Source organism: Robinsoniella sp. RHS, assembly GCF_001029355.1.
Lineage (GTDB): Bacteria > Bacillota > Clostridia > Lachnospirales > Lachnospiraceae > Robinsoniella > Robinsoniella peoriensis.
In genome coordinates this window covers 115,353-141,368 of the sequence record NZ_JNGB01000023.1, presented here as the reverse complement: position 1 = coordinate 141,368, position 26,016 = coordinate 115,353, and the positions used below count along the sequence as shown (strand labels likewise).

Genomic DNA, 26,016 nt, shown 5'->3' with positions numbered 1-26,016 from the left:
AATATAAGGCTGCAGACTCTATAATTCCCATAATAAGTTTGATGATATGCTGAAAGACTTGATAATAGAAACAAAAACAGTATATTGAAATAAAAACATACAAAGTTATATTAAGGTAAAAGGAGATATAGAAAATGATAAAATGGAAAAAAACATGCGCACTTGTTATGGCAGGTATGATGGGATTATCCCTTACAGCCTGCGGCAGTACAGGAAATACAGGGGACGGAAATGCTGCAGACAACACCACGAAGGAATCTGCAGCAGGAGATAATGCATCAACCAATGAAAATGCTTCGGGAGATGCGCTTTCGGTTATGATCTGGGATACTTATCAGGAGCCGGGCTTAAAGAAGATTATGGATGATTTTACAAAGGAGACCGGAATTCCCACACAGATTCAGGTTGTTACCTGGAATGAATACTGGACACTGCTGGAAGCAGGAGCACAGGGCGGCTCTATGCCGGATGTTTTCTGGATGCATTCCAACGAAGCACAGAGATATATGGAAAATGATATGCTCCTTGATCTTACAGATAAAATTAAGGATAGTGATAAACTGGATATGAGTAAGTTCCCGGAAGATATTAAAGAACTTTATTCTTATAATGACCATGTTTATGCGGTACCAAAAGACATCGATACGATAGCACTGTGGTATAACAAAACTATGTTTGACGAAGCCGGTGTGGCATATCCGGATGATACATGGACATGGGATACCCTTGCTGAAGCAGCGAAGAAACTGACAAAAGCAGACGGATCACAGTATGGTCTGGGAATGAAGAGTGATACAAACCACGAAGGTTACTACAATATCATTTATGATATGGGCGGAAAAGTAATATCGGATGACAAGAAGACTTCCGGATATGATGATCCGAATACCATTAAGGCTATGCAGTATGTTGAGCAGCTGATCAAAGACGGTTCTATGCCAAGCAGCCAGACACTTTCTGAGAACGGACCGGATGTATTGCTGAGATCCGGACAGCTGGCGATGGCATTCCAGGGTTCCTGGATGATTTCCAGTTTCAAAGATGATGATTATGCCAAAGAGAATCTGGATGTGGCTATTATGCCAAAGGATGCGGAATCAGGAAGAAGATGTTCCGTATACAACGGACTTGGATGGGCAGCATCTGCAAATGGCAAAAATACCGACAATGCATGGAAGCTGATTGAATACCTGGGAACAGAAGCTGCTCAGAAGAAACAGGCTGAATTAGGTGTTACTATGTCTGCTTATGAAGGAACATCCGAAGATTGGGTTAAATCAGCGCCTGAGTTTAATTTACAGGCATATTTAGATGTACGGGATGACATGGTAATCCGGCCTTATTCCAGATCCACAGTAATCTGGGAAAACAAAACTAATGAGCTTTTAAAAGAAGTATGGGCAGGCAACGCAGACATGGCAGAAACCTGTAAGAAGATCGCAGAGGAAATGAATGCATCTTTAGCAGAGGAGTAAAGTGTGATCTAGAGCATGTTTGTAAACTGCTTGTTTGGGACTATCGTAAGCCAGTTTGGATATTTATAAAAATATGTGTGATTATGGCGGTATGGCAGGTCTGCTGTACCGCCATAGAATTAAAGACGAAAGGAGTTGGGACATATGTCTAAGAAAAAAGTAAAAGGCACTTCCCGCGCCCGCAACGAGTTCCTATGGGGATGGGCGTTTATATTGCCTACGATGATCGGGTTAATTGTATTGAATATTATTCCAATCGTACAGACTATTTACCAGAGCTTTTTTAAAACCGGAGATTTTGGTAAGGGAAATATATTTGTTGGTGCAGATAACTATATGAAACTTTTTGGTGACGGACAGGTGTGGCAGGCGTTATTAAATACTTTTAAATACGCAATTGTGGAAGTTCCGTTTTCCATTGCCATTGCACTTGTACTGGCTGTTCTGCTCAATCGTAAGATGAAAGGGCGCAGTGTCTACAGAACAATTTTCTTCCTGCCGATGGTTGCTGCACCTGCTGCGATTGCTATGGTATGGAGATGGTTGTATAATTCCGATTTTGGATTGATTAATAATCTGACCGGAGCAGATACAAATTGGATTTCTAACCCGAAGATTGCGGTGTTTGCCATCGCAGTTGTGGGTGTATGGTCCATTATCGGTTATAATATGGTGTTGTTTTTGTCCGGTCTGCAGGAAGTACCTCATGATTATTATGAGGCGGCAGAAATTGACGGAGCAACGGGAATCAAACAGTTTTTCCACATTACCATCCCGCTGATTTCTCCTACCATCTTCTTTGTATTGGTGACCAGGGTAATCGGGGCATTACAGGTATTTGATTTGATATTCATGGTGATGGATAAGTCTAATCCCGCATTGGAAAAAACACAGTCACTGGTTTATCTGTTCTACCGGTATTCATTTACGGAGAAAAATCTCGGCTATGGTTCCACTATCGTTGTGCTGCTCTTAGTAGTGATTATGATCATAACTGTTTTCCAGATGATCGCACAGAAAAAATGGGTTCATTATAATTAGAAGGAGGGAAAGTAATGGAATCGAAGAAAAAAGTAGTATCTGTATTGATTCATGTGATTTTAATTTTAATTTCTATAACCATGCTGGTACCTTTCCTCTGGATGATTTTAACCGCTTTTAAGTCGGTAACGGAAGCTACTCAGGTAGACCCTTTTGTTATATTTCCAAAGGTTTGGAGAACAGACGCTTTTAAAGCGGTGTGGAACAATATGAATTTCCTGCTGCTTTATAAAAATACATTATTGTTAATCATAGGAAGGGTATTATGTGCTGTGATTACAGCCACAATGGCAGGTTACGCATTTGGGCGGCTTCATTTTAAAGGCAAGAACCTGATGTTCTCTCTGGTTTTATTCCAGATGATGATTCCGGCACAGATCTTTATTATCCCTCAGTATCTGATGATCAGTAAAATGGGAATGATGAATACTATTTTTGCACTGGTCTTCCCGGGACTTGTAACGGCATTCGGTACTTTTCTCTTAAGACAGGGTTACATGGGACTTCCAAATGATCTGGAAGAGGCAGCCAGACTGGACGGGTGTAATATCGGACAGACATTTTTATTTATCATGGCACCGTTAACCAGATCTGCGATGGTAGCGCTGGGTATCTTTACTGCGGTATTTGCATTCAAAGATCTGATGTGGCCAATGATTGTAAACACAGATAAAAACATGCTGACACTGTCTGCGGCACTTGCCAAAATGCAGGGACAGTATGTAACGAAATTTCCGGAACTGATGGCAGCTTCTCTGATCGCCTGCCTTCCGATGATCGTTATTTATGTGATATTTCAAAAACAGTTTATTGAAGGAATTGCAACTTCAGGCGGTAAGTTGTAGAAAACACGAATTAAAAAGAAGGAGGCCAATGGAATGGCAGTTACATTTGACCAGGAAAAGAAAGTCTTTTCTTTACAGACAAAAAATGCCACCTATCAGATGCTGGTGAGCAGCTATCAGCATTTAATACATGTATATTACGGGGCTAAAATAGGAAGGATGGAATTATCCTACCTGATCCGCGGCATTAACAGAGGATTTTCCGGAAATCCATACGAAGGTGGAAATGACAGGGGGTATTCCCTGGACACCTATCCCCAGGAGTATTCTACTTTCGGAATGGGAGATTACCGTTCCAGCTGTCTTCAGGCAGAGAATCCGGACGGAAGCCAGGTAACGGAACTTCTATATGTATCCCACAAAATTTACGATGGCAAATATGCCCTGGAGGGACTGCCGGCAGTATGGGCAGAGGAATCCGAAGCCCAGACCCTGGAAATCGTTTTAAAGGACCAGGCAACCGATCTGGAAGTAACGCTGTTATACGGTGTCCTGGAAGACTACGATGTGATTACCAGGGCTTGCCGGATTAAAAATGGAAATCAGGATGCGGTGTACCTGAACAGAGCGCTGACGGCATGCCTTGATTTTACAACCGATCACTTTGATGTGATCTCTTTCTATGGAAAACATAACATGGAACGGATTATGCAGAGAAGAAATGTCTGCCATGGAAAAGTATTGATTGACAGTACCAGGGGTACCTCCAGTCATCATGAGAATCCATTTATGATTATCTGCGGCCGGGATGCAGGGGAAGAATATGGCGAATGTTACGGTGCTTCCTTTGTATACAGCGGTAATTTTATGGCGCAGGTGGAAGTAGACCAGGTAAATCAGACGCGGTTTACTATGGGAATCAATGCAGATGGGTTCCGGTATAAGCTGGAGCCGGGAGATGTGTTCACAACGCCGGAAGTAATCTTGTCGTTCAGTGCAAATGGCCTGGGCACATTGTCCGGAAATTTTCACAAACTATATATGGATCATCTGATCCGAAGCAAATTCAAAAAGCAGCGCAGACCGGTTCTGATCAATAACTGGGAAGCAACGGAATTTGAATTTGAGGAAGATACGCTGGTTTCTATTGCGGATAGTGCCAAGGATCTGGGTATTGAATTGTTTGTTATGGATGATGGCTGGTTCGGTACCAGAAACCATGATCTGAGCGGACTTGGTGACTGGTTTGTAAATAAAACAAAACTGCCTTCCGGTGTTACCGGACTTGCAAAAAAGATAAATAACCTGGGCATGAAATTTGGTATCTGGATTGAGCCGGAGATGGTAAATGAAGACAGTGACCTGTTTCGGAACCATCCGGAATGGTGTATGCGCATCCCGGGCAGAAAGCCCAATCTGGAGAGGTTCCAGCTGGTTCTGGATATATCCAGACAGGATGTCAGGGATTATCTGTTTGAAACCATTGGTAAGATTCTGGATGAAGCAAATGTAGAATATGTAAAATGGGATATGAACCGTAATTTTGCAGATGTCTGGTCCGCACTGCTGCCAAAGGACAGACAGGGAGAAGTATGTCACCGATATGTTCTGGGGCTCTATGACATGATGGAGAAATTTGTTACAAAGTACCCGGATATCCTCTTTGAAGGGTGTTCTGGCGGCGGCGGAAGATTTGATGCGGGCATGCTCTATTATATGCCTCAGATCTGGTGCAGTGATGACACAGATGCTATCGAACGGATACGGATTCAGTATGGAACTTCTTTTGGATATCCGATCAGCACCGTTGGAGCGCATGTATCAGTCAGCCCCAATCAGCAGACAGGACGGAGCACACCGCTCGAGACAAGAGGTACTGTGGCGATGGCCGGGACCTTCGGCTATGAACTGGACGTAAGAACGTTGGATGAGGAAGAGCGGGAAGCGGTGCGGCAGCAGATTCAGTTCTTTAAAGAAAATTATGACCTTATTCAATATGGTACGTATTACCGACTGAGCAATCCGGAGGAAAATCGCGATTATGCCGCATGGCAGTTTGTAAATGAAGATGGCAGCAAATCCCTGTTTAGTATTGTAGTGCTTCATTCGTATGCGAATCCTGCATTATTCAGAGTCAGAGTGAAAGGTTTAAAACCGGACAGCTTCTACAAAGTGAATGATGAAGACCGTATCTATGAGGGAAGTGCACTGATGAATGCGGGAATTAATATTCCTTTAGTAAATGGAGATTATCAGAGTTTTAATTTTGCGATAAAAGAAATTTAGAAATTTAGTCCGTTTTAGAAAAATTATTTTCTCAGAAAGTAAAATTAACAAAAATTGATATTGTGCTGATTATGATTAAACCCGTTTGTTTTCTATATGACAAACGGGTTTATTTTTGCAGGTAGCGGAACCTTATAATAGCATACTTAATAACTAATAAGTAACTATGTGAAAAAATATGTTGCAATAAACAATTTATTGTGATAGTATAGTTGTATTAAAACATTCTAAGAACTGGCTGTTCTGCCAGGTGATTTCCAATTGACATTTAATTAAATATAAGGCATTGCTATGCTTGCCGTAAGTCGCTATAATATATCTGGAATCGAACCCTTCTTACGCTGCAAAGGTTACTGCCTTTTAGTATGAGGAGGACTAACATGATAAATTCGCCCAAAACAAGTAATATTCAGACTGAAAAAGAGAAAACAGAACCATTTATTATGCTGCCTACGGTTGATTTTTGTTTTAAAGAACTGATGTGCAGTGAGAAAGCAAGGAAAGGATTAATAGCTGCATTTTTGAACATGGATCCAAAGGACATTCAGGAAACGGTACTGCTGAATACAAGCCTGCGAAAGGAAAAAGAAAATGAAAAGCTTGGAATTCTGGACGTAAGGGTACGAATGCATGACAACACCCAGATCGATCTGGAAATGCAGGTACTGCCTTTCCAATGCTGGGAAGAACGCACCCTGTTTTATGCCTGCAAGATGTACACAGACCAGATTGTAAGCGGGGATAATTATGATGTACTGGTGAAATGTATCCAAATCAGTATACTGGATTTTGCATTTTTACAGGATACAGATCAATGGTATTCCTGTTTTCATCTCCGGGAAGATCAGAGGGGGAGCTTATACTCCGATAAACTGGAATTGCATGTACTGGAGCTGCCCAAGCTGGGTAATTGGGAAGAACCGGAAAATGAATTATTACAATGGGCGAAATTCCTGAACGGAAAACGGGAGGAGGATTTCAAAGAAATGGCAGAGAAAAACGAATACATAAACGAAGCGTATCAGATCTTAAAAAACATCAGTGCAGATGACCAAAAAAGATACGAATACGAATCAAGGGAGAAAGCAATCAGGGATCATAACCATATCATATACATGGCGAAAAAAGAAGGCCGGGAATCAGGCATTAAAGTTTTTATACGGGATAATCTGGACGAGGGTATCATCCCCGAACGAATTGTTGCAAAGCTGCAGAAATGTTTCAACCTGGATTTTAATTCTGCTGAAAAATACTATGAGAAATATAAGTAACGCAGCTTATATGTTCGAAATAAGAATGAGATGTCGTTAACCGGATCGGTTATCTATCAGCGGCAGTTGCTGCAAAATTTGCAGCAACTGCTTTTCTGATTCAGTATTATTAAGCCAGTATTATATTTTTATAGTCTTTTAACTCTTCCGAAACTGACTCCGTAATTATCGGATAGGTATCAAGATCAGCTATTTTCACCATAGTAATACAACCGTATTTACTGGAATCTATGAGAAAGTAGGGGGTGGCCGAGTTCTGAAGTGCCAGAGTTTTGATTACTTTTTCATTAATATCATGATTGGTAATTCCGGCCTGGATTGTAAAGCCGTTGGCACCCAGGAAGCATTTATTAAAGTTAAGATCCTTCAGAGTTGATTCTGCGATGGGACCAATACATGAATTGGTGGTGGATTTAATATTTCCGCCCACCATGATGGATGGTACACCATAATGTATGAGCTGGTTGATATGTGATATGCTGTTGGTAATTACAGTTATATTTTTATCCGTTAGTAACGGGATCATATGATAGGTAGTGCTGGAGGGGTCTACGAAAATCACATCACCATCCTGAATCAGGGAAACGGCTTTTTTGGCAATCAGGTATTTCGCATCTCTGTTTAAATCCAGTTTTGTTGTAATGCTGAGTTCTGTTGGTTTTTGAGCAAGTTTTACACCACCGCCGTGCAGCAGAACTATTTTGCTTTCTTTTTCTAATTTAGATAAGTCGCGGCGGATGGTGGAGATGGAAATATTCAATACATCCATTAAATCTTCTACGGATACAATCTCATCATTCGAGAGAATATTCAGTATTTTTTCTTGGCGCATTGCAGGAATCATAAATCGTGAGCCTCCTTGATTAAATCTTTTTTCCATTATATCACATTTTGCAGTTATATGAATGAACTTTTTTAGAAACTTATTCGAAAAAATGTTTGATTTCGGTCAAATATTGATGTGTAGTTGATTATTTAATGCACAATTTTGAATTATAGATCAACATTTGTATAGATTATGTTATTATAGTTGCTCAGTTCCGGTATGAATTTTTCCGTTATGATTGGATAGTCATTGATATTCGCCAGTTTGACCATAGCAATTACATTAAATTTGCTGGAATCCATTAAAAAATAAGGATGACAGCTTTGCCGGACTGCCAGAGTTTTGATCACATTTTCATTAATGTCATGATTGGTAATGCCGGAAGTGATGCTAAACCCATTGGCTCCAATGAAACATTTGTTAAAGTTAAAATCTCTTAGTATATTTTCCGCAATCAATCCGATACAGGAATTAGTGGATATCTTAATAGTACCGCCTACCATAATACAGGGTATCTTATGGTGAATTAATTCATCGATATGGGAAACGCTGTTTGTAATAACTGTTACCCTGCATTCCTTTAAATATGGAATCATCTGGTAGGTTGTACTGGATGGGTCCAGATAAATGACATCCCCATCTGCAATCAGGGAAGCCGCTTTTTTAGCAATTTGATCCTTTGCTTCTTTATGAAGCCCCATTTTAGCGTACATGCTCATTTCAGTATTTTTAGGCAGGATCCGTATGCCCCCTCCATGCATAAGCATAATTTTTTCTTGTTTTGAGAGTTTTATTAAATCTCTTCTGAGTGTAGAAGGAGAAATATCTAAAAGCTTTGTTAATTTTTCAGTTGATATAATATCGGATTCAGAAATTATATCAATAATTTTTTTCTGGCGCAATTCTGGAATCATATTGCTACGCCTCCTTTTGTTATTCTGACAAGTGTTTGGTTAAGACTTGTCTATCATATCATAATATGGAAAGAAAGTGAATATTTTTATTGTAAAAAGTGAAAATAAATGAAATAATATGATTATATTATGAAAAATAGCGGAAGAAACAGGATGGTTTATCATTGCACAGAAAAAAACATTGGTACTATCCGATGAAATTGAGCGCTGTAATAGGTGTTGTTCGTCAAAACGTCCACATATAATCACAAAAATATCATAAATATTCAAAATATGTTCAAATAGTTCTTGCAAACATGATATATATATGATAATATAATGAATGAAAAGAGATATAACTAATAAATAATAAAAATTAGGAGGAAGGTTCTTATGGCAATGAAAAAATTAATTGCAGCAGCATTAGCAGTAACACTTTTGGGGTCAACACTTGCAGGATGCAGTTCGGGGGACAAAAATACAGGAGGAACAGATAGTACCGGTGCAAAAACGGAGGCCGGAAGTGAAAATAAAGAAAGTGATGATAAAACAGCAGACAGAGGTGACAGGGAGAAATTAGAGTTTTGGGGCTGGTGGGGATCAGAAGCAAGAAAACCGGTTCTGGAAGAAGCCGTGAAAATGTTTAATGAATCACAGGAAAAATATGAAGTTACATATGTGAATCTTCCATGGGGAGATGTTTTTACGAAGAATATAGCACAGATTGCAGCTGGCAATCCTACCGATATTATGGCAAATACTTTGGAGGAAGTTCGATTCCGTGCAGAGCAGGGACAGGTTGAGAGCCTGGATGATTTTCTGAAAAAAGATGAGGGGACAGGAGCTGACAGTTTTATTGAACAAGACTTAGATGCCTGTACCGGAGAAGATGGAAGTGTTTATGCATTACCCTTCTCTGTTGATACCAGAGTGATCTATTATAATAAAGATCATTTTACGGAGGCGGGATTAGATCCTGAAAATCCACCTAAGACTTGGGACGAATTAAAAGAAGCTGCTTACAAACTGGAAAAGAAGAATGGAGATGCTTATGACAGGATAGGATTTCTTCCATTGCTTGGAAACGGCGGTTTGGATACCTGGGTATGTAATGCCAATAAGGGACAGATCTGGTATGACGAAAGTGGTAATCCGTCTGTAGACACCGATATTAATAAGGATGTTTTCAAATGGGTTGACGAGTTTACTCAGCATTATGGAAGTAGTACATATAATGAAATGAGCGCAGCATTTAAGTCTGGTATGCAGGATCCGTTTTCTTCCGGAAAACTTTCTATGCTGTTACAGACAAGCGCATATGTGTCCTCTCTAAAGCAGACAAATCCGGATTTGAATTACGGGGTTATGCAGATGCCGGAATACAAAGAAGGAAATGGGCACACGGTAAATGGCAGTGGATTTGTGCTGGAAATACCAAAAGGAGCAAAAAATCCGGAAGGCTCCTATGAATTTATTAAATTTATGACGAGTAAAGATATGCAGGAATTCTTATGTGAAAGACTGGGAGATTTTTCTGCCAGGACAGATTTTGATAAAGACAGTGCTTTTTTAAGTGATCCGATTACTGCAAAAATTTCTGAAGCATTATCAGATACAAAGGCAGCAGTTACACCAAACAATATGAAAGGTTATACAGATATCATCAATCCACTGATTGAAGAAGGAACCCTGGGAGTAAAGAGTACCGATGATGCTCTGGCAAATGCACAAAAGGCATTCCAGGATTTCCTGAAGTAATGATTGGAATATAGTGGAATGTTAAAATGGCTCTTTGATTTTTGAAGAGTCATTTTTAGAAAAAGAAAGAAGGTAGCTTTATGTTTGGTAAATTACTGAGTAGGCTGGGTATTAAGAATATGAAGGCAAGGGAGAGCGTTTATGGATATATTTTTATACTTCCCTGGCTGATTGGAATCCTTTGTTTTGTTATGGGACCGCTGATCTTTTCTTTTATCACCAGTTTTACCGATTATAATATGATGAAGATGGACTTTACCGGGTTGACGAATTATAAAAAAATGTTCTTCGAAGATCAGCTTTTTTGGAAAAGTCTGCAAAATACCGTAGTTTATGCGCTGATTAATATTCCCCTTGTCACAATCGGAGGGGTAGTGGTTGCATGTATATTAAACCGGTCTATATTCGGTCTTCGGACGTTTCGAACCATATATTATCTGCCATCTATTATGGTAGGGGTTGGTACATATTTTCTCTGGATGTTATTACTGGACCCGGCGAACGGTCTTGTAAATACAATATTAAAGTTTGTGGGAATTACCGGTCCGGGCTGGCTTACAGATCCTAATTGGACAAAACCGGCAATCATTCTGATGCACCTTTGGGGATTGGGTGGACAGATGCTTTTATACCTGGCAAGGCTGCAAAGTATCCCCACAGAGTATTACGAGGCAGCAAGTATTGATGGTGCCAGCGGTTTTAAGCGGTTTACAAAAATTACTGTACCCCTGTTATCCCCGATTATTTTTTACAATCTGACCATCGGTATTATCGGAGCATTTCAGATATTCCAGGAAGGTTATATCTTCTCCGGAGACGGAACCGGGAATCCCGCAGGTTCTCTTTTGTTTTATAATGTGCATCTGTGGAATCAGGCATTTAAGAATTTCAAAACAGGTTATGCCAATGCCATGTGCTGGTTCCTATTTTCGATTATCATGGTATTGACCATATTTAATCAGAAGGGTTCTAAAAAATGGGTTTATTACGAGGAAGGTGATAATGATGACTAGACAGAAAGAAAAAAATGGCAGTAGTTCAAAACAAAAATTTAAAAGAGACCGGGTAACCGATTTGTTTATGTTTTTTATTTTATGTCTGGGTGCAGTCATCATATTATTTCCTATCATCTGGATGGTCTGTACAGCGTTGAAATCCCCTCAGGAAGTGGCACAGTATCCGCCAACACTGATTCCCCAGGTACCAATGTTTGAAAACTTCGCCATAGCATGGACGAAGGCACCATTTACAAGGTATACATTAAATACGCTGGTAATTGTACTGTTTACCATCATCGGAAATGTATTAGTGAACTCCTTTGTTGCCTATGGATTTGCCAAAATTGAATTTAAGGGAAGAAAACCGCTATTTAAAATTGTATTGGCAACTATGATGATTCCGGGCTTTGTTACCCTGGTTCCTACCTATGTTATTTTTTCGAAGATTGGCTGGGTTGGCACGTATCTGCCACTGATCATTCCTGCTTTTACAGGTAATGCTTTTCACATTTTTATGATGCGGCAGTTTTACCGTACTATTCCAAATGAGCTGATGGAAGCTGCAAAAGTAGATGGGGCAGGACACTTCTATATCTGGGGGAAGCTCATGATGCCATTGATTAAACCTATACTGGCAACAATTGCACTGGTTTCTTTCAAAGGAGCATGGAGTGATTTCCAGGGACCTCTGCTGTATATAAATGACCAGAAACTGTATACTTTGCAGTTGGGGCTTCAGGTATTCAAGGGGCAGGGATACACAGAGTGGAATTATCTGATGGCAGTTTCTTTCCTTTCGATGATACCAATCTTAATTTTATTTTTCTGTTTCCAGAATTATTTTATTGAAGGTATGAATGTGGGCGGTGCAGTTAAATAGCCTTGCCATAAGAAAGTGAGGCAGAAATGGAGTTTACAATGAAAAAAATTGGTGTAATACATACAACAAAAGCTACCGTAGACAGTCTGACAGCACAGATCAAAAGTAAAATGGAAGATGCTGCAGTTTATAATATACTGGACGATTCTATTCTTAGGGATATGGCTGACGAAAGAGATACGGAGCTGGTACGCTGGCGCTGGCTGGAATATGCAAAGGTTCTTGAGAAAATGGATATGGATATTATTCTAAGCGCCTGCTCTACAGTTGGAGAATTTGCAGAGGAAGCAGATCGGGTTCTTGGAGTGCCGGTGCTTCGGATTGATGAGGCGATGGCAGAGAAGGCAGTATCAGAAGGTGAAAAAATAGGTGTATTTGCCACGCTAAATACCACGCTAAATCCTACGGTTAATTTAATTGAACGTAAAGCAAGAGAAGCGGGAAAGGCAGTCTGCGTCCGGTCGGTTCTGGTAGAAGGGGCATATGATGCACTGATGTCTCAAAATAAAGCGCTTCACGATAGAAAAATTGCTGATGCGGTGGAAGAGTATCTTGGTGAAGTGGATGTAATTGTGTTGGCGCAGGCATCTATGGCATCAGCAGTTACCGCAAAAGAAGACATGGATCAGAATCGGATTCTGACAAGTCCTGCACTTGGAGTTGATAAATTAAAAAGTATGATTTGCGATATACAAACAGTTAAAACGAACAGAAGCAAAAATAAAACAGAATGAAAGATAATGCTATGATAATAGGGATAGATATGGGAACGACCCATATTAAATCAGTGTTGTTTGATCACGCAGGCAGAATCATTGGAATAGAAAAAGAAGTGACCCCTATGTCTAAAGACCAGTGGGGCGATGTATACAGGCCGGATGTGATCTGGGGAATAGTAAAGGAGCAGATGACGAGACTTTGTGCACCTGTAAAAGGGCAGGTGAAAGGGATCAGTATTACCGGTATGGCAGAAGCAGGACTGATCGTGAATCGCCGGACAGGTATAGAAGAAACAGATATATTACCCTGGTTTGATAAGCGGACCGTGGGACTTGCAAAACAGCCGGTCGATGAAGAAGAGCGTAATTTTACTTCCACTGGTTTGCGGGGGAGTTTTAAATATGGTATTTATAAATTCATATGGTTATTGCAGAGCAGGCATATCGATCAGAAGACGGCGGTCTGGCTGTCCATGTGTGATTTTATTGCATGGAAAATGACCGGCGAATTCGTTACCGATCCCAGCTTTGCAGCCAGAACTTATGTTTATGATATTAGAAATGGATGCTGGGATGAAGAACGGATACAGGGATATAAGCTAGAACTTTTTAATTTTCCGGAAGTATTACCAAGCGGAAATGCAATTCCTATACGCAGTCAGGAGATAAAGCGATTGCTTGGATGCAGGAAGCAGGACGAGATCCTGGCAGCGGTTGCAGGCCATGACCATGTGTGCGCGGCATTTGCGCTTTTGCAGAACCGGGAAGAGGACATATGCAACAGTTTGGGAACGGCTGAGACTTATATTGGTTTATTGAAACAGAAACCCAAGGATAATTACGGCTCACAGGCGGCGGCAGATGACGATTTCAAGCAGGGAAGTGGATTTATATATGGTCCTTTTGTAGACGGCGGGTATTTCTGGATGGGAAATATTCCTTCGGCAGGCCAGTCGGTAGAATGGTTTCGGAAAACAGCCCAGAAAGAAGAGATTAGCTATAAGGAAATGAATGATATGCTGGAATCTCTGCCCATGAACCCTACGCAGATATTATATTTTCCATATCTGACAGGGATGGGGACACCTGTTTTCAAACCGGATACGGGGGCAAATTTCATCGGGCTGAAGATGGAACATACATACGCACATATTTTAAAGGGTATCATGGAAGGTATTCAATATCAGGCCGCGTGGATTTTGGACCTTCTGTACCGGTGGCACGGAATAAGCCCGGGAATCGTCCGTTGTGCAGGCGGTGCGGTTAACAGCCGGGTCTGGATGCAGATCAAGGCAGATGTTTTGGGGAAGATTATACAAGTCCCTTCCGTTTCGGAGGCAACCGCACTGGGTGCCGCTGCTTTATATATAAAAAAGAATGAAGGAGCCGATGCCTGCCGTCTGTTTCTGGATGGTCCGCTGCAGACAAGAGACTGGTATTATCCGGATTTGGACAGGGGTATGGAATACGGCAGGATATGGAGTGAGAAATATATGCCTTTGGCACAAGAGCCTGTTTGAAAGTTCATTCCTGCTATCTGCACACCCTGCTTCGCGGTATATTAGCTCCAGATTCAGGTTATATAGCCCGCTATGCGCCTTTAATTGGAACGAATTGCCAACAAAGTGTGACGCACAGCTGTCAGAAAGCATTTTCAAACACGCTCCAGTAATTTTCAAACACGCTCCAGAAGGAGAGAAAGGGTATTGCAGATAATTCTGCAATATGCAATAGGTATTATGATGATAAAAAGAGTAGAGAATTTGACAGATATTTTGAAAGATGCAACAGAGAACCAGTATGCGGTGGGATCCTTTTCTGCACGTTATACGAAGCTGATCAGGCCGATTATTGAGGCAGCTATAAATCGGAAATCTCCTGTGATTGTACAGCTTTCGGAAAAGGAAATTATACGTCATAAGGTGGGAATTCCTGAATTTACAGAGGAATTTTACCGTGTTATGGAAGAATTGAAGCCGACAGTTCCGGTGGCACTGCATTTAGATCATACGAAGACCATAGCAGTGATTCAGGAAGCAATTGACTATGGATTTTCTTCGGTAATGATCGATGCTTCAGAACTGGAATTTGATGAGAATGTGGCTGTTACAAAGAAAGTTGCAGGGATTGCGCATCCGGTGGGTGTTACGGTAGAGGCGGAGCTTGGGAAAATAGGTACGACGGATTTTGTGGAAACAGATACCGATGAAGAGATGTTTACAGACCCAAAAGAAGCACAGGAATTCTGCAGACAGACCAAGACAGACTGCCTGGCAGTATCGGTTGGAACGGCACATGGTGTATATACCGTAAAACAGCCCAGTGTTGATTACATGAGAATCACAAGAATAAATGAACTTACGGATACTCCGCTGGTACTGCATGGAGGTTCAGGTGTGCCAAGTGATATGGTAGCAAAAGCAGCTCAGATGCCAACCGGTGGAGTGAGCAAGGTGAATATTGCAACAGATCTGGAGCTTGAGATGCTGGCAGTAGTGGGCCGGGAAGGCCATATGACCGAAGAGGAACTGAATAGTTACCCCGAAGATGTGATTGAAAAATCCAGAGAAGCGGTACGCCTGCTGGTGGAAGAAAAAATGGATCATTATCTTTTCAGCAGTGGGAAGGCATAAATTTTTATATAGAAGAGAGGCAGTATCGCAGACAAGCCTGCGATATGCAGAAGGGATAAGTGTGAAAGAAAAGCACTTTCAAACTACTTATTAAGGCAGTATCGCAGACAGGCCTGCGATATGCAGAAGGGATAAGTGTGAAAGAAAAGCACTTTCAAACTACTTATTAAGGCAGTATCGCAGACAAGCCTGCGATATGCAGAAGGGATAACTATGGGAATAAAGGATAAAAAATTACATATGATTGGGAATGCTCATCTGGATCCGGTTTGGCTCTGGAACTGGCAGGAAGGGTTTCAGGAGGTTAAAGCGACTTTTAAATCGGCGCTGGATCGTATGAAGGAAGATGAGAATTTTATTTTTACATGCAGTTCGGCAGCTTTTTATGAATGGGTAGAAAAGAATAATCCGGGGATGTTTGCGGAAATTAAAAAAAGGATAGAAGAAGGGCGCTGGGAAATTGTTGGCGGATGGTATATTCAGCCGGACTGTAATATTCCTTCCGGTGAATCATTTGTAAGACAGGGATTGTATGCACAAAGATATTTTAAAGAAAAATTTGGAAAGACAGCGGTCACTGGATATAATGTGGACAGTTTTGGACATAATGGAAATTTGCCTCAGATCCTTAAGAAAAGCGGTATGGACAATTATGTATTTATGAGGCCGATGCCTCTGGAAAAAGGGCTTCCGGGGCGCACTTTCTGGTGGGGGTCTGAGGATGGTTCTCAGGTACTGGCTTACCGGATTCCGTATGAGTACTGCACCTGGGGAAAAAATCTGGAGAAATATACAGAGCGTTTAAAATGTGAGCTGGAAGATGGGGAAGATAACCTGATGATGTTCTATGGTGTAGGCAATCATGGAGGGGGACCCACGAAGGAAAATATAAAGAGTATCTATGAACTGAATGCCAGAGAAGATATGCCGGTTATGGAAATGGGGACAACGTCTGGGTTTTTTGAAACTATCCGCAGCAATGGGAAAAAATATCATCAGGTAACCGGTGATCTTCAGCATCATGCAAGTGGGTGTTACAGTGTGATGTCCAGAATCAAACGTGAAAACCGCAGGGCTGAAAATCTGCTGCTGGCGGCAGAGGCATGGAGTACGATTGCAAATAAGGTAGAAGGCCAGGCTTATCCGGATGATTTTGAGACGGCATGGAAAGGGGTTCTATTTAATCAGTTCCATGATATTCTGGCTGGAACCAGTATTCCGTCTGCCTATGAGGATGCGTCTTATCTCTATGGACAGGCAATGGCGATTGGGCAGAGGAATCTCAATTATGCAATTCAGGCGATATCATGGGATATTAATATTGAAGAAGATGTGACAATGAAGCCCATTGTAGTATTTAATGCACATCCATTCCAGGGGAGAATGGTGATTGACCTGGAGGTACGGGGACTTAATAATGACCAGTTTAAGCTTACGGACAGTGAGGGAAATGTAATTCGTGCACAGCGGATACAGTCAGAGGCTGCAGTTAATGGGCAGTCAAGACTTTTATTCACCGCAGAACTGAAAAGTATGGGCTATGAAGTATTTAAATTGTACCTGAATATAGAGGAAGCGCCGGCATTTGATCATGTGAAAGTAACGGAATATACCCTTGAAAATGACCGGTATTTTCTGGAATTCAATCCGGTAAGCGGATGTATGAAGCAGCTGTTTGACAAAAAATCTGACCTTGAGGTACTTAGACGAGAAGGTGGAAGGCTTGCTGTGATTGAGGATAAATCCGATACCTGGTCTCATAATAAGTTCAAATTTGACAAGGAAATCGGGGATATGAAGGCCGTATATCTCCATGTGCTGGAGGATGGACCTGTTCGTTCAGCACTGCGTATTAAGTATAAATACAATCAGTCCTATGTGATTTGTGATTTTCGGCTGTACAAAGACCTGGACTATGTGGAAGTAAAGACAGTGGCAGACTGGAGAGAGCCTCAGACGATGCTGAAAGTGAAGTATCCGGTAAGATTTAATTTCCGTAAGCCTACTTATGAGATTCCATATGGTTATATTGAAAAGAGTGCCAACGGAGAAGAAGAGCCGGGACAGACCTGGTTTGATTTTACGGGAGAGCATTTTGAAAAAGGTAAAATGTATGGGCTGGCAATTGCAAATGATGCGAAATACAGCTATTCTTTTGATGTTGATGAGATGTGTCTGACAATATTGAAAAATTCGGTATTTGCGCATCATGATCCCAAACAGCTGGAAGAAGGCATGGAGTATAAATTTGTAGATGAAGGTATTCAGGAATTTACTTATCTGCTGCTGCCTCATGAGGGCACCTGGAAAGATTCAAAGATTGTAGAGCATGCAGCGGCTCTGAATCAGAAACCGTTTACCGTTATAGAAACTTTTCATCAGGGCAGCCAGCCTCAGAAACAGTCGTTCATGGAACTTAAGAGTGACCATGTGGCAGCCGTAGTTATGAAGGAAGCTGAAGATCAGGACGGAATTATTATCCGGGCTTTTGAAACAAAGAAACAAAAAGGAATGGCCACGCTTATGGTTCCTTTTATGAACAGGGAAGTGGAACTGAATTTTACTCCATGTGAGATTAAAACGGTTAAGATCCCATACGATATTTCCGCGGAAATTACAGAAGTTAATATGCTGGAATATGAGTAGACAGGTGTTATAGTATGCCGTAATAGGAATAAATAGGTTTTATAATATGCGGTAATAGGAATAAATAGATTTTATAATGTGCCGTAATAGGAATAAATAGGTTTTATAATATGCCAGAACAGGAATAAATAGTGTTATAATAACCCGGGGTGTGGAAAAGGCTGTGTACAAGTTAGACCTGTCTGAAATACACCATGAAAAATTATAACGAATGTCAGGAGATAAAAAAATGCCATATACAGTAGTAATTGCAGATGATGTTACAGGAGCAAATGATATTGGTATTATGTACGGGAAATCAGATCTGGAAACGATCGTGTACAGCTATGGAGATGGGAAGAAGTCCGGTTATGATGAGGGTGAAGTGGTCATCATTGATACCGATTCCAGATTTGATACTTATCAGGATGCTTACAAAAAGGTATATGATGCGGTCAGCCATGTAAAGAATCCCCAGGTAAAGCAGTATATTGACAAGCAGTGTTCCGTGTTTCGCGGAAATATAGGGGCAGAATTTGATGCTATGCTGGACGCTCTTGGGGAAGAATTCGCAGTAGTGGTTCTGGGATTCCCGGATAACGGAAGAACCACCATTCACAGTGAGCATTATGTGCATGGGGTACTCCTTGCCGATTCGCAGTTTAAGCAGGATCCGGTACATCCGATGACCAAATCAAGCCTGGTTGAAATTCTGCAGGAACAAACGAAAAGGAAAGTGGGCGCGGTTACTTATGAAGTGACAGAGCAGGGAAGTGAGGCTGTAAAAAAGGCAGTAGATGAATGCCGGAACCTTTATAATTATGTGATTATGGATGTGCGGAATAATGAAGATCTTGGGATTCTGGCTGAGGCACTTTTTGATGAGAAAATTATTTGCGGAAGTTCCGCTTTATCAAAATATCTTGCAAGAATATATGTCAAAGGACAGTCAAGAGTGCCTGTCTCAGAAACGAAAATAGAAGAGGCGGATAAAAGGATCTTGTGTATTGCAGGCAGTCTGACACCTCAGACCACGGCTCAGACTTTATATATGAAAAAACATGGATATCCGGTAATTGAATTAAACACAAAGCTTTTATTTGATGACAGGACAAAGCAGCAGGAATGTAACCGGGTATCAGAGGCGGTAAAAAAGGCATATGAAACAGAAACTTTTGTTATGCTTCATTCCATGAACTCTGTGGAAGACGTAGAGGAGACGAAGCGGATTGCGGCAGTGCAGGGGATAGATAACACGGCTGTTTCTACCCTGGTATCCGGTACGCTGGCGATGATATCGGAGCAGGTAATACAGAATTATGAAATTCGAAGGATTATCGTGTGCGGTGGAGATACCAGTGCGTCCTTATGCTCCAGTCTGAGTATCCGTGGAATGCGGATTTTAAAAGAAATTGAGCCAGGACTTCCTACATGCCAGAGCATAGATCGCCCATATTATAAAATGGTATTGAAATCAGGGAGCTTTGGTACGGAAGAATTTGTGGAAAAAGCAATGAATATGCTGATATAGCATAGTAACTTGGGCATATCGCAAGCAGGCTTGCGATATGCATATTTGAAAGGATGAAAGCAGTATACCAGGACTGCCTGCTGTACTGTAGTGGGTAAAATGCGAACTTGGTTCGCATTGCTTATTTGGGAATAGCACAAGCCTGCCTGCGCTATTCATGGGGGAAAAGGATGAATATTTATAATCATATTGCACAATTAATAAAACGTTATCCTGTATTACAGGCGTGTGAATCCGAAATATGGTCGGCATTTACTAATATACGGGATTCCTTTCGGACAGGCGGAATGCTTCTTGTCTGCGGCAACGGAGGAAGCGGGGCAGATTCAGAGCATATCGTGGGAGAGCTGATGAAAGAATTTGCAATCAAACGGCCATTGTCAGATGAAATGAAAGAAAAGTTAAAAAATGCATCCCTGGAAAATGGAGAATTATTGGCGGAGCATTTACAGGGGGGACTACCTGCAGTGACTCTTACCAGTAACATCGCCTTATCTACGGCGTTTGCCAATGATGCAGTACCAGAGTTGGTATTTGCACAACAGGTTTGCGGGTATGGGGATGATAAAAGTGTTCTGATGGGCATCAGCACCTCCGGAAATTCTAAAAATGTCATTTATGCAGTGGAAACTGCAAAGGCACTGGGAATGAAAACAGTTGGCATGACTGGGGAAAAAGGCGGCGGGCTGAAGGAATTGTGCGATGTATGTATCTGTGTCCCGGCGGTGGCAACACCAAATATTCAGGAACTTCATCTTCCTGTATACCATACAATCTGCATGATGCTGGAGGAGGAATTTTTTGGATGAGTTATTTGGCAGGAATTGATATTGGCGGTACTAAGTGTGCGGTTAGTATTGGAAAAACCACGGAAAAAGACGGGATAGAGATCTGTTATAAAGAAAAATTCCCTACTCCTGATACTCCTGAGGCGGCAGTACAGAAAATGGCAGATACCCTTGCTTTTATGATAGATGCCCATAAAGAGATAGATCTAAAAGCCATTGGGATCAGCTGTGGAAGCCCACTGGATTCTAAAAAAGGAATTATTATGTGCCCTCCGAATCTGCCCAATTGGGATCAAATAGACGTTGTTACTCCGTTTGCCAAACGTTTTGGCGTTCCGGTTCAGGTACAAAACGATGCAAATGCATGCGGGCTGGCGGAATGGCTGTGGGGAGCGGGAAGAGGCACAAGGAATATGATATTTCTGACATTTGGTACCGGTCTTGGAGCAGGGCTGATACTGGATGGAAAGTTATACTGCGGAACCTGTGATATGGCAGGCGAGGTTGGACATGTGCGCCTGTCAGAGGACGGACCGGAAGGATACGGCAAGAAGGGGTCCTTTGAGGGTTTTTGCAGCGGAGGCGGAATTGCAAGGTTTGCAGTACCCTATATTGAGGAGTGGATCAGGAACGGCAGACAGACGCAGATTTTACCCCCGGGGAAAATACCGCAGGAGATTACCACAGCGGACATCGGTACGGCAGCCGGCAAAGGAGATGAACTGGCACTTGATATTTTGAAAAAGGCGGGAGAAAATCTGGGAAAAGGTCTTTCTGTTCTGATTGATATTCTGAATCCGGAAAGAATTGTAATCGGAAGTATTTATCTGCGGCAGGAAGATATCCTCAGAGAACCGATGATGGAGGTAATCCGCAGGGAAACATTATTACAGAACCGGCAGGTATGTCAGGTAGTACCGGCAGGGCTGGGAGAACAACTGGGGGATTATGCCGCGTTATCTGTAGCAGGTAATCTGCTGAGGCTTGACAATTCATTCATTTAATTATGAACAGCGCAATAAGACAGGAGGTATTCGATTGAAAGTAAAAGATCCGCATTTTATATTAGAGAAGATCCGCAAATACATTGATGAAGATATCTGGCCCACCAGATACCGTGATGTTGTGGAACTGGACGAGTGGAAATATATAGAGCATCATATGGATAACCGTATCAATGATGCCTGTGATATTAATTATGATGACAGCGGCTGGCAGGATTTCCGTTTATGGGATACCTGGGGCGGATATGACAAGGTTGCCTGGTTCCGTACCAGTGTGAAAGTTCCGGAATCCTTTATGGACAGCCAGCTGTGTCTTAAGCTGTCGGTTGGCCCCCGGGATGGGGGAGAATCTACAGCGGAGGTTTTGCTGTATATCAATGGCAGGCCTGTTCAGGGAATTGATATCTGGCATGAGGAAGCCTTTCTGGATAAAGAATTATTTCAGGACAGTGATACCCTGCATATTGCATTGAAAGCATGGAGCGGCGTTCTAGTACCTCCCAGGATGCGCACCTTTAAGATTGCGCAGCTGGTAAGGATGGACATGCATACAGACCGTTTTTACTATGTAATAGATACGCTGCTGCGATGTGTGAAGCTTTTAGATGAGAATGATTTGCGAAGAATAAAGTTGACCCAAGTATTAAATGATACATTTTCCAGAGTGAATTTTCTGGAATATAAATCAGAAGGGTACTATAAGTCCATTGGAGAAGCACTGGCATTTGTACTTGAACAGCTGGAAAGGTATGCAAAGGTGGAAGAAATAAAACCTACGGTATATGGAGTGGGACATTCCCATATTGACATGGCTTGGTTATGGAGGCTTTGCGCCACCAGGGAAAAAGCTTCCAGGACATTTTCTACTGTACTAAATCTCATGAAACAATATCCCGAGTACCGGTTTATGCATACGTCTCCGCAGCTGTACAAGTTCCTGAAGGAAGACTATCCTGAAATTTATGCGATGGTAAAAGAAAAAATTGCAGAAGGTCAGTGGGAAATCACTGGGGGAATGTGGGTTGAACCAGACACCAATATTCCTTCCGGAGAATCACTGGTTCGGCAGTTTGTCTATGGAAAGCGTTTTATAAAAGAAGAGTTTGGACAGGATACGAATCTGGTATGGCTGCCGGATGTCTTTGGATACTCCGGTGCGCTGCCCCAGATTATGAAAAAAGCAGGAATGAAGTATTTCATGACGACTAAGATCAGCTGGAACCAGTACAATCATTTTCCGTATGATACTTTTAACTGGAAAGGAATTGACGGAACCAGTATCTTTACGCATTTTATTACAACACCGGAAGACGGCTCCTGGTTCTATACATATAACGGGCATATGGATCCGGAGGAAGTGACCGGGGTATGGAAGAACTATAAAGATAAGGATAAAAATGATGAGCTTTTAATTGCCTTTGGATGGGGGGATGGCGGCGGCGGACCAACAAGAGAAATGCTGGAGCAAAGCCGTGTTATGAAAAATATTCCCGGAATTCCAAGAGTAGAGATGGATTCGGCAGAGCACTATTTCCAACGCATTTACAGCCACGTGGATCATAACGGGCTGGGAACCTGGGATGGGGAACTATACTTTGAACTGCATCGGGGTACCTATACCTCGCAGGCTGCCAATAAAAAGTTCAACCGGCAGTCCGAGGTGCTGCTCCATAATATTGAATTCCTGTATAGTATGTCAGATATCCTCAGCGGAGGAGACTGCTATCCCCGGAAAGCGCTGGATGTGATCTGGGAGCGGGTTATGTTAAACCAGTTCCATGATATACTTCCCGGATCATCGATTCGCCAGGTGTATGAGGATACCACCAGGGATTATCTGGAAATAGCGCAAAAAGGCAGGGAGCTTAGCAGGCAGGTACAGACAGCGCTTATGGCGGAGATCAAGGTGAGCCCCGATTCCATCGTAGTGTATAATACTACCGGTTTTTCAAGAGATGATTTATTGTTCCTGCCCTATGAGGAACCAGAAACTGGCAGCAGAGTCCGCTACGCCGTCGATTCGGCGCTTTGCACTGATGCAAATATCAGGCACTCTATTCACCCAAACTTACGCAACGATGTATCAGGTAGTCAGGCAACAGAATTTTCATATGAATCTGAAAAGCTTGTAAGCCAGCAAACAGAAGAAGGTCTGCTGATATATGTAAAGGATATTCCTGCTTATGGATATAAAATAATTAAATATTCTGCAAATCCAAAGATGGAGGCTCCTGCTTTACCATGTGTCAGGGTCACGGAAACATCTATGGAAAATGCCTTTTACCAGATAGAATTAAATGAAAATGGTGAAATTTCGTATTTGTATGATAAGGAAAACGGACGCAAGGTCAGCTGCGAAACTCCGATGAATCTGTTACAGGCATACGAGGACAAGCCTCAGCGTTTTGATGCATGGGATATCGATGTATATTACAAAGAAAAACCATATGAACCATTTCAACTGGTAAAGACGGAAGTGGTGGAGCAGGGTGAGATAAGAGGTGTCTTACGGCATGTTTGGATTTTCAACCGTTCGGTGATAACCCAGGATATGATTTTATATCACAACAGCAGAAGAATTGATTTTAAGACAACAGCAGACTGGAAAGAAGAACAGGTGCTCCTGAAGGTTTATTTTCCTGTGGATGTGCATTGCGAAGAAGCGGTGTATGAGATACAGTTTGGAAATATTAAGCGTCCAACCCATACGAATAATGAATGGGATTTTGCAAAATTTGAGGTATGCGGACACCGGTGGGCTGATTTGTCGGAAAGTAACTATGGTGTATCCATTCTGAATGACTGTAAATATGGTTATGATATCCACCAGAACACCCTGGGACTTTCCCTGATCAAATCTGCTGTGCGTCCGGATGAAACAGCAGACAGGAAAATTCATGAGTTTACCTATTCCCTGTATCCTCATGCCGGCTATGTAACTGAATGTGAGGTACAAAAGGAAGCAATGATGCTTAATATGCCGCTGTTATATTCTGCTGCAGCAAAAAATGAAGAAAAAGCAGGTGTATCCGTATCTGAGAAAGGAACTAACGTGACTTCTTTCGCATTGCTAGAGACAGACTGCGGTCATATTGTGATTGATACGGTTAAAAAGGCAGAAGCAGAAGAGGCTTATATAATCCGGCTTTATGAATTTAAAAATGCAAAAGAAACAGGTGTCCGGCTGAAATTCAATATTCCAGTGAAACGGGTGGTGGAAACTAATCTCTGCGAGGAAGAGATGCAGGAACTTAAAGTGAGAGGAAATGAGATTGAATTTGAGATTGGGTGTTTTGAAATTAAAACATTTAAGATTTATATTTTGTGATACTCAGAAGAAAGAAGAGGAATCGATAAAATGAAGAAAGAATATATGAGCAGCCGCCAAAGAGTGACAAATGCAATTGAACACAAACCGGTTGACCGGATGCCAATCGATCTGGGGGTACATTTTTCTACCGGAATTTCAGCGTATGCTTACTATGAACTTCGGAAATATCTTGGACTGTCTGCTGATAAGATCGAGATGATTGACTGCGGGCAAGGGCTTGCCAGGGTTGATCAGGATATTTTGGACAGATTTCACATAGATACCATGCTTCTAAATCCCCCCTGGGAGAAGACACGCAAATGGAATCCCCGGGGAGCGTATGAGTTTCTGGTGCCTGATAATTTCAATCCGGTTAAGCAGACAGACGGGGGATATCGCATGAATTCCCCGCAGGGAAAGATGTATATGCCTGCGGGTGGATATTTCTTTGATGGGATTTGTCCGGATTTTTATGGATTTTCAAGTGAAGAAGATAAATGGGAGTTGTTTGGCAGGAGAGCAGAGGAAATTTATAAAGAAACAGATAAGTTTACTATGGTCATGGGATATGGTGCTTTTTTCCATGGTTTGGAGTTTGCCTGCGAGATGTTATTAGACCCGGAGTCTTGTAAGTACCAGAATAAAACTCAATTGGGTAAAAATATAGCGAAATTTGACCGTATGAATCAGAGGTTTGGAAAATATATTCAGGCGATTGAGGTAAACAGTGATTTGGGAATGCAGAATGCACCTATGTGCTCACCGGATAGTTATGAGGAATGCTGCCTGCCGTATCTGAAAGCTTTTTGCAGACATGTACATGAAAACAGCGATATTAAGATTTTCCTTCATTCCTGCGGATCTATTGACGCACTGCTGCCGGATATTATTGAAGCTGGTGTTGATATCGTCAATCCGGTTCAGATCTCTGCGGATCATATGGAGCCCGGTCATTTAAAAGAGGCGTATGGAGATTCCATTTGTTTCTGGGGCGGAGGATGTGACACACAAAGTGTGCTGTGGCAGGGAACACCGGAGGAAGTATCTGCTCATGTGAAAAAGAATATAGAGATCTTTGCCAGAGGAAGCGGATTCGTATTTAATCAGGTACATAATATTATGGGAAATGTTCCGCCTGCAAATATAGCTGCCATGCTGGATACTGCATATTTGTGCGCGATAGAGGATTAAGA

19 protein-coding genes are annotated in these 26,016 nt (G+C 41.8%); 17 read left to right on the top strand and 2 right to left on the bottom strand.

All coding sequences use genetic code 11. The annotated features are described in order from the left end of the window. The first annotated feature begins 134 nt into the window (after nucleotides 1-134). The 5 genes from RHS_RS12990 (at nucleotide 135) to RHS_RS12970 (ending at nucleotide 6,858) form a co-directional block, all read left to right on the top strand. Nucleotides 135-1,475 carry a sugar ABC transporter substrate-binding protein gene (locus RHS_RS12990; RefSeq protein WP_027292388.1) on the top strand — a complete coding sequence of 447 codons (1,341 nt, stop codon included), beginning with the start codon at nucleotides 135-137 and terminating at the stop codon, nucleotides 1,473-1,475. A 144-nt stretch (nucleotides 1,476-1,619) separates the two neighbouring features. After that, entirely contained in the window at nucleotides 1,620-2,516 is an 897-nt protein-coding gene (locus RHS_RS12985) for a carbohydrate ABC transporter permease (RefSeq protein WP_047833437.1), read from the top strand. Nucleotides 2,517-2,530: 14 nt separating this feature from the next. After that, entirely contained in the window at nucleotides 2,531-3,361 is an 831-nt protein-coding gene (locus RHS_RS12980; protein ID WP_027292390.1) for a carbohydrate ABC transporter permease, read from the top strand. 33 nt (nucleotides 3,362-3,394) lie between these two features. After that, entirely contained in the window at nucleotides 3,395-5,587 is a 2,193-nt protein-coding gene (locus RHS_RS12975) for an alpha-galactosidase (RefSeq protein WP_047833436.1), read from the top strand. Nucleotides 5,588-5,967: 380 nt separating this feature from the next. Next, on the top strand, nucleotides 5,968-6,858 hold the full coding sequence (locus RHS_RS12970) for an Rpn family recombination-promoting nuclease/putative transposase (protein WP_047833435.1): 891 nt from the start codon (nucleotides 5,968-5,970) through the stop codon (nucleotides 6,856-6,858). A gap of 109 nt (nucleotides 6,859-6,967) precedes the next feature. On the opposite strand, the gene RHS_RS12965 is transcribed toward RHS_RS12970, so the two are convergent. Next, nucleotides 6,968-7,702 (bottom strand): DeoR family transcriptional regulator, encoded by a 735-nt coding sequence (locus tag RHS_RS12965; RefSeq protein WP_047833434.1) that lies wholly within the window; start codon nucleotides 7,700-7,702, stop codon nucleotides 6,968-6,970. 149 nt (nucleotides 7,703-7,851) lie between these two features. Then, on the bottom strand, nucleotides 7,852-8,598 hold the full coding sequence (locus RHS_RS12960; RefSeq protein ID WP_047833433.1) for a DeoR/GlpR family DNA-binding transcription regulator: 747 nt from the start codon (nucleotides 8,596-8,598) through the stop codon (nucleotides 7,852-7,854). A gap of 372 nt (nucleotides 8,599-8,970) precedes the next feature. On the opposite strand from RHS_RS12960, the gene RHS_RS12955 reads away from it, so the two are divergent. From RHS_RS12955 to RHS_RS12900, 12 genes are all read left to right on the top strand, one after another. After that, complete coding sequence (locus RHS_RS12955; protein WP_395022297.1) at nucleotides 8,971-10,335, top strand: ABC transporter substrate-binding protein; 1,365 nt, start codon at nucleotides 8,971-8,973, stop codon at nucleotides 10,333-10,335. Nucleotides 10,336-10,415: 80 nt separating this feature from the next. Beyond that, nucleotides 10,416-11,348 (top strand): ABC transporter permease subunit, encoded by a 933-nt coding sequence (locus tag RHS_RS12950; protein ID WP_047833432.1) that lies wholly within the window; start codon nucleotides 10,416-10,418, stop codon nucleotides 11,346-11,348. Then, entirely contained in the window at nucleotides 11,338-12,213 is an 876-nt protein-coding gene (locus RHS_RS12945) for a carbohydrate ABC transporter permease (RefSeq protein ID WP_242849028.1), read from the top strand. Before RHS_RS12950 ends, RHS_RS12945 begins: the two co-directional genes overlap by 11 nt. 38 nt (nucleotides 12,214-12,251) lie before the next feature. Beyond that, nucleotides 12,252-12,947 (top strand): aspartate/glutamate racemase family protein, encoded by a 696-nt coding sequence (locus RHS_RS12940; RefSeq protein ID WP_047833431.1) that lies wholly within the window; start codon nucleotides 12,252-12,254, stop codon nucleotides 12,945-12,947. A gap of 11 nt (nucleotides 12,948-12,958) precedes the next feature. Then, nucleotides 12,959-14,452 carry an L-fuculokinase gene (locus RHS_RS12935; protein WP_395022294.1) on the top strand — a complete coding sequence of 498 codons (1,494 nt, stop codon included), beginning with the start codon at nucleotides 12,959-12,961 and terminating at the stop codon, nucleotides 14,450-14,452. Between the two features lie 186 nt (nucleotides 14,453-14,638). Next, nucleotides 14,639-15,565, top strand: a complete 927-nt coding sequence (locus RHS_RS12930) for a class II fructose-bisphosphate aldolase (protein ID WP_243133100.1) — start codon at nucleotides 14,639-14,641, stop codon at nucleotides 15,563-15,565. A 213-nt stretch (nucleotides 15,566-15,778) separates the two neighbouring features. Then, nucleotides 15,779-18,211 (top strand): alpha-mannosidase, encoded by a 2,433-nt coding sequence (locus RHS_RS12925; protein ID WP_047833429.1) that lies wholly within the window; start codon nucleotides 15,779-15,781, stop codon nucleotides 18,209-18,211. Nucleotides 18,212-18,440: 229 nt separating this feature from the next. Next, nucleotides 18,441-19,721 carry a four-carbon acid sugar kinase family protein gene (locus tag RHS_RS12920; RefSeq protein ID WP_027292400.1) on the top strand — a complete coding sequence of 427 codons (1,281 nt, stop codon included), beginning with the start codon at nucleotides 18,441-18,443 and terminating at the stop codon, nucleotides 19,719-19,721. Nucleotides 19,722-19,891: 170 nt separating this feature from the next. After that, nucleotides 19,892-20,530 (top strand): SIS domain-containing protein, encoded by a 639-nt coding sequence (locus RHS_RS12915; protein WP_027292401.1) that lies wholly within the window; start codon nucleotides 19,892-19,894, stop codon nucleotides 20,528-20,530. Beyond that, complete coding sequence (locus RHS_RS12910; RefSeq protein WP_047833428.1) at nucleotides 20,527-21,513, top strand: ROK family protein; 987 nt, start codon at nucleotides 20,527-20,529, stop codon at nucleotides 21,511-21,513. The genes RHS_RS12915 and RHS_RS12910 overlap by 4 nt, the downstream gene beginning before the upstream one ends. A gap of 34 nt (nucleotides 21,514-21,547) precedes the next feature. Continuing rightward, on the top strand, nucleotides 21,548-24,841 hold the full coding sequence (locus RHS_RS12905; protein ID WP_047833427.1) for an alpha-mannosidase: 3,294 nt from the start codon (nucleotides 21,548-21,550) through the stop codon (nucleotides 24,839-24,841). Nucleotides 24,842-24,871: 30 nt separating this feature from the next. Beyond that, complete coding sequence (locus tag RHS_RS12900) at nucleotides 24,872-26,014, top strand: uroporphyrinogen decarboxylase family protein (RefSeq protein ID WP_044295752.1); 1,143 nt, start codon at nucleotides 24,872-24,874, stop codon at nucleotides 26,012-26,014. Nucleotides 26,015-26,016: the final 2 nt, after the last annotated feature.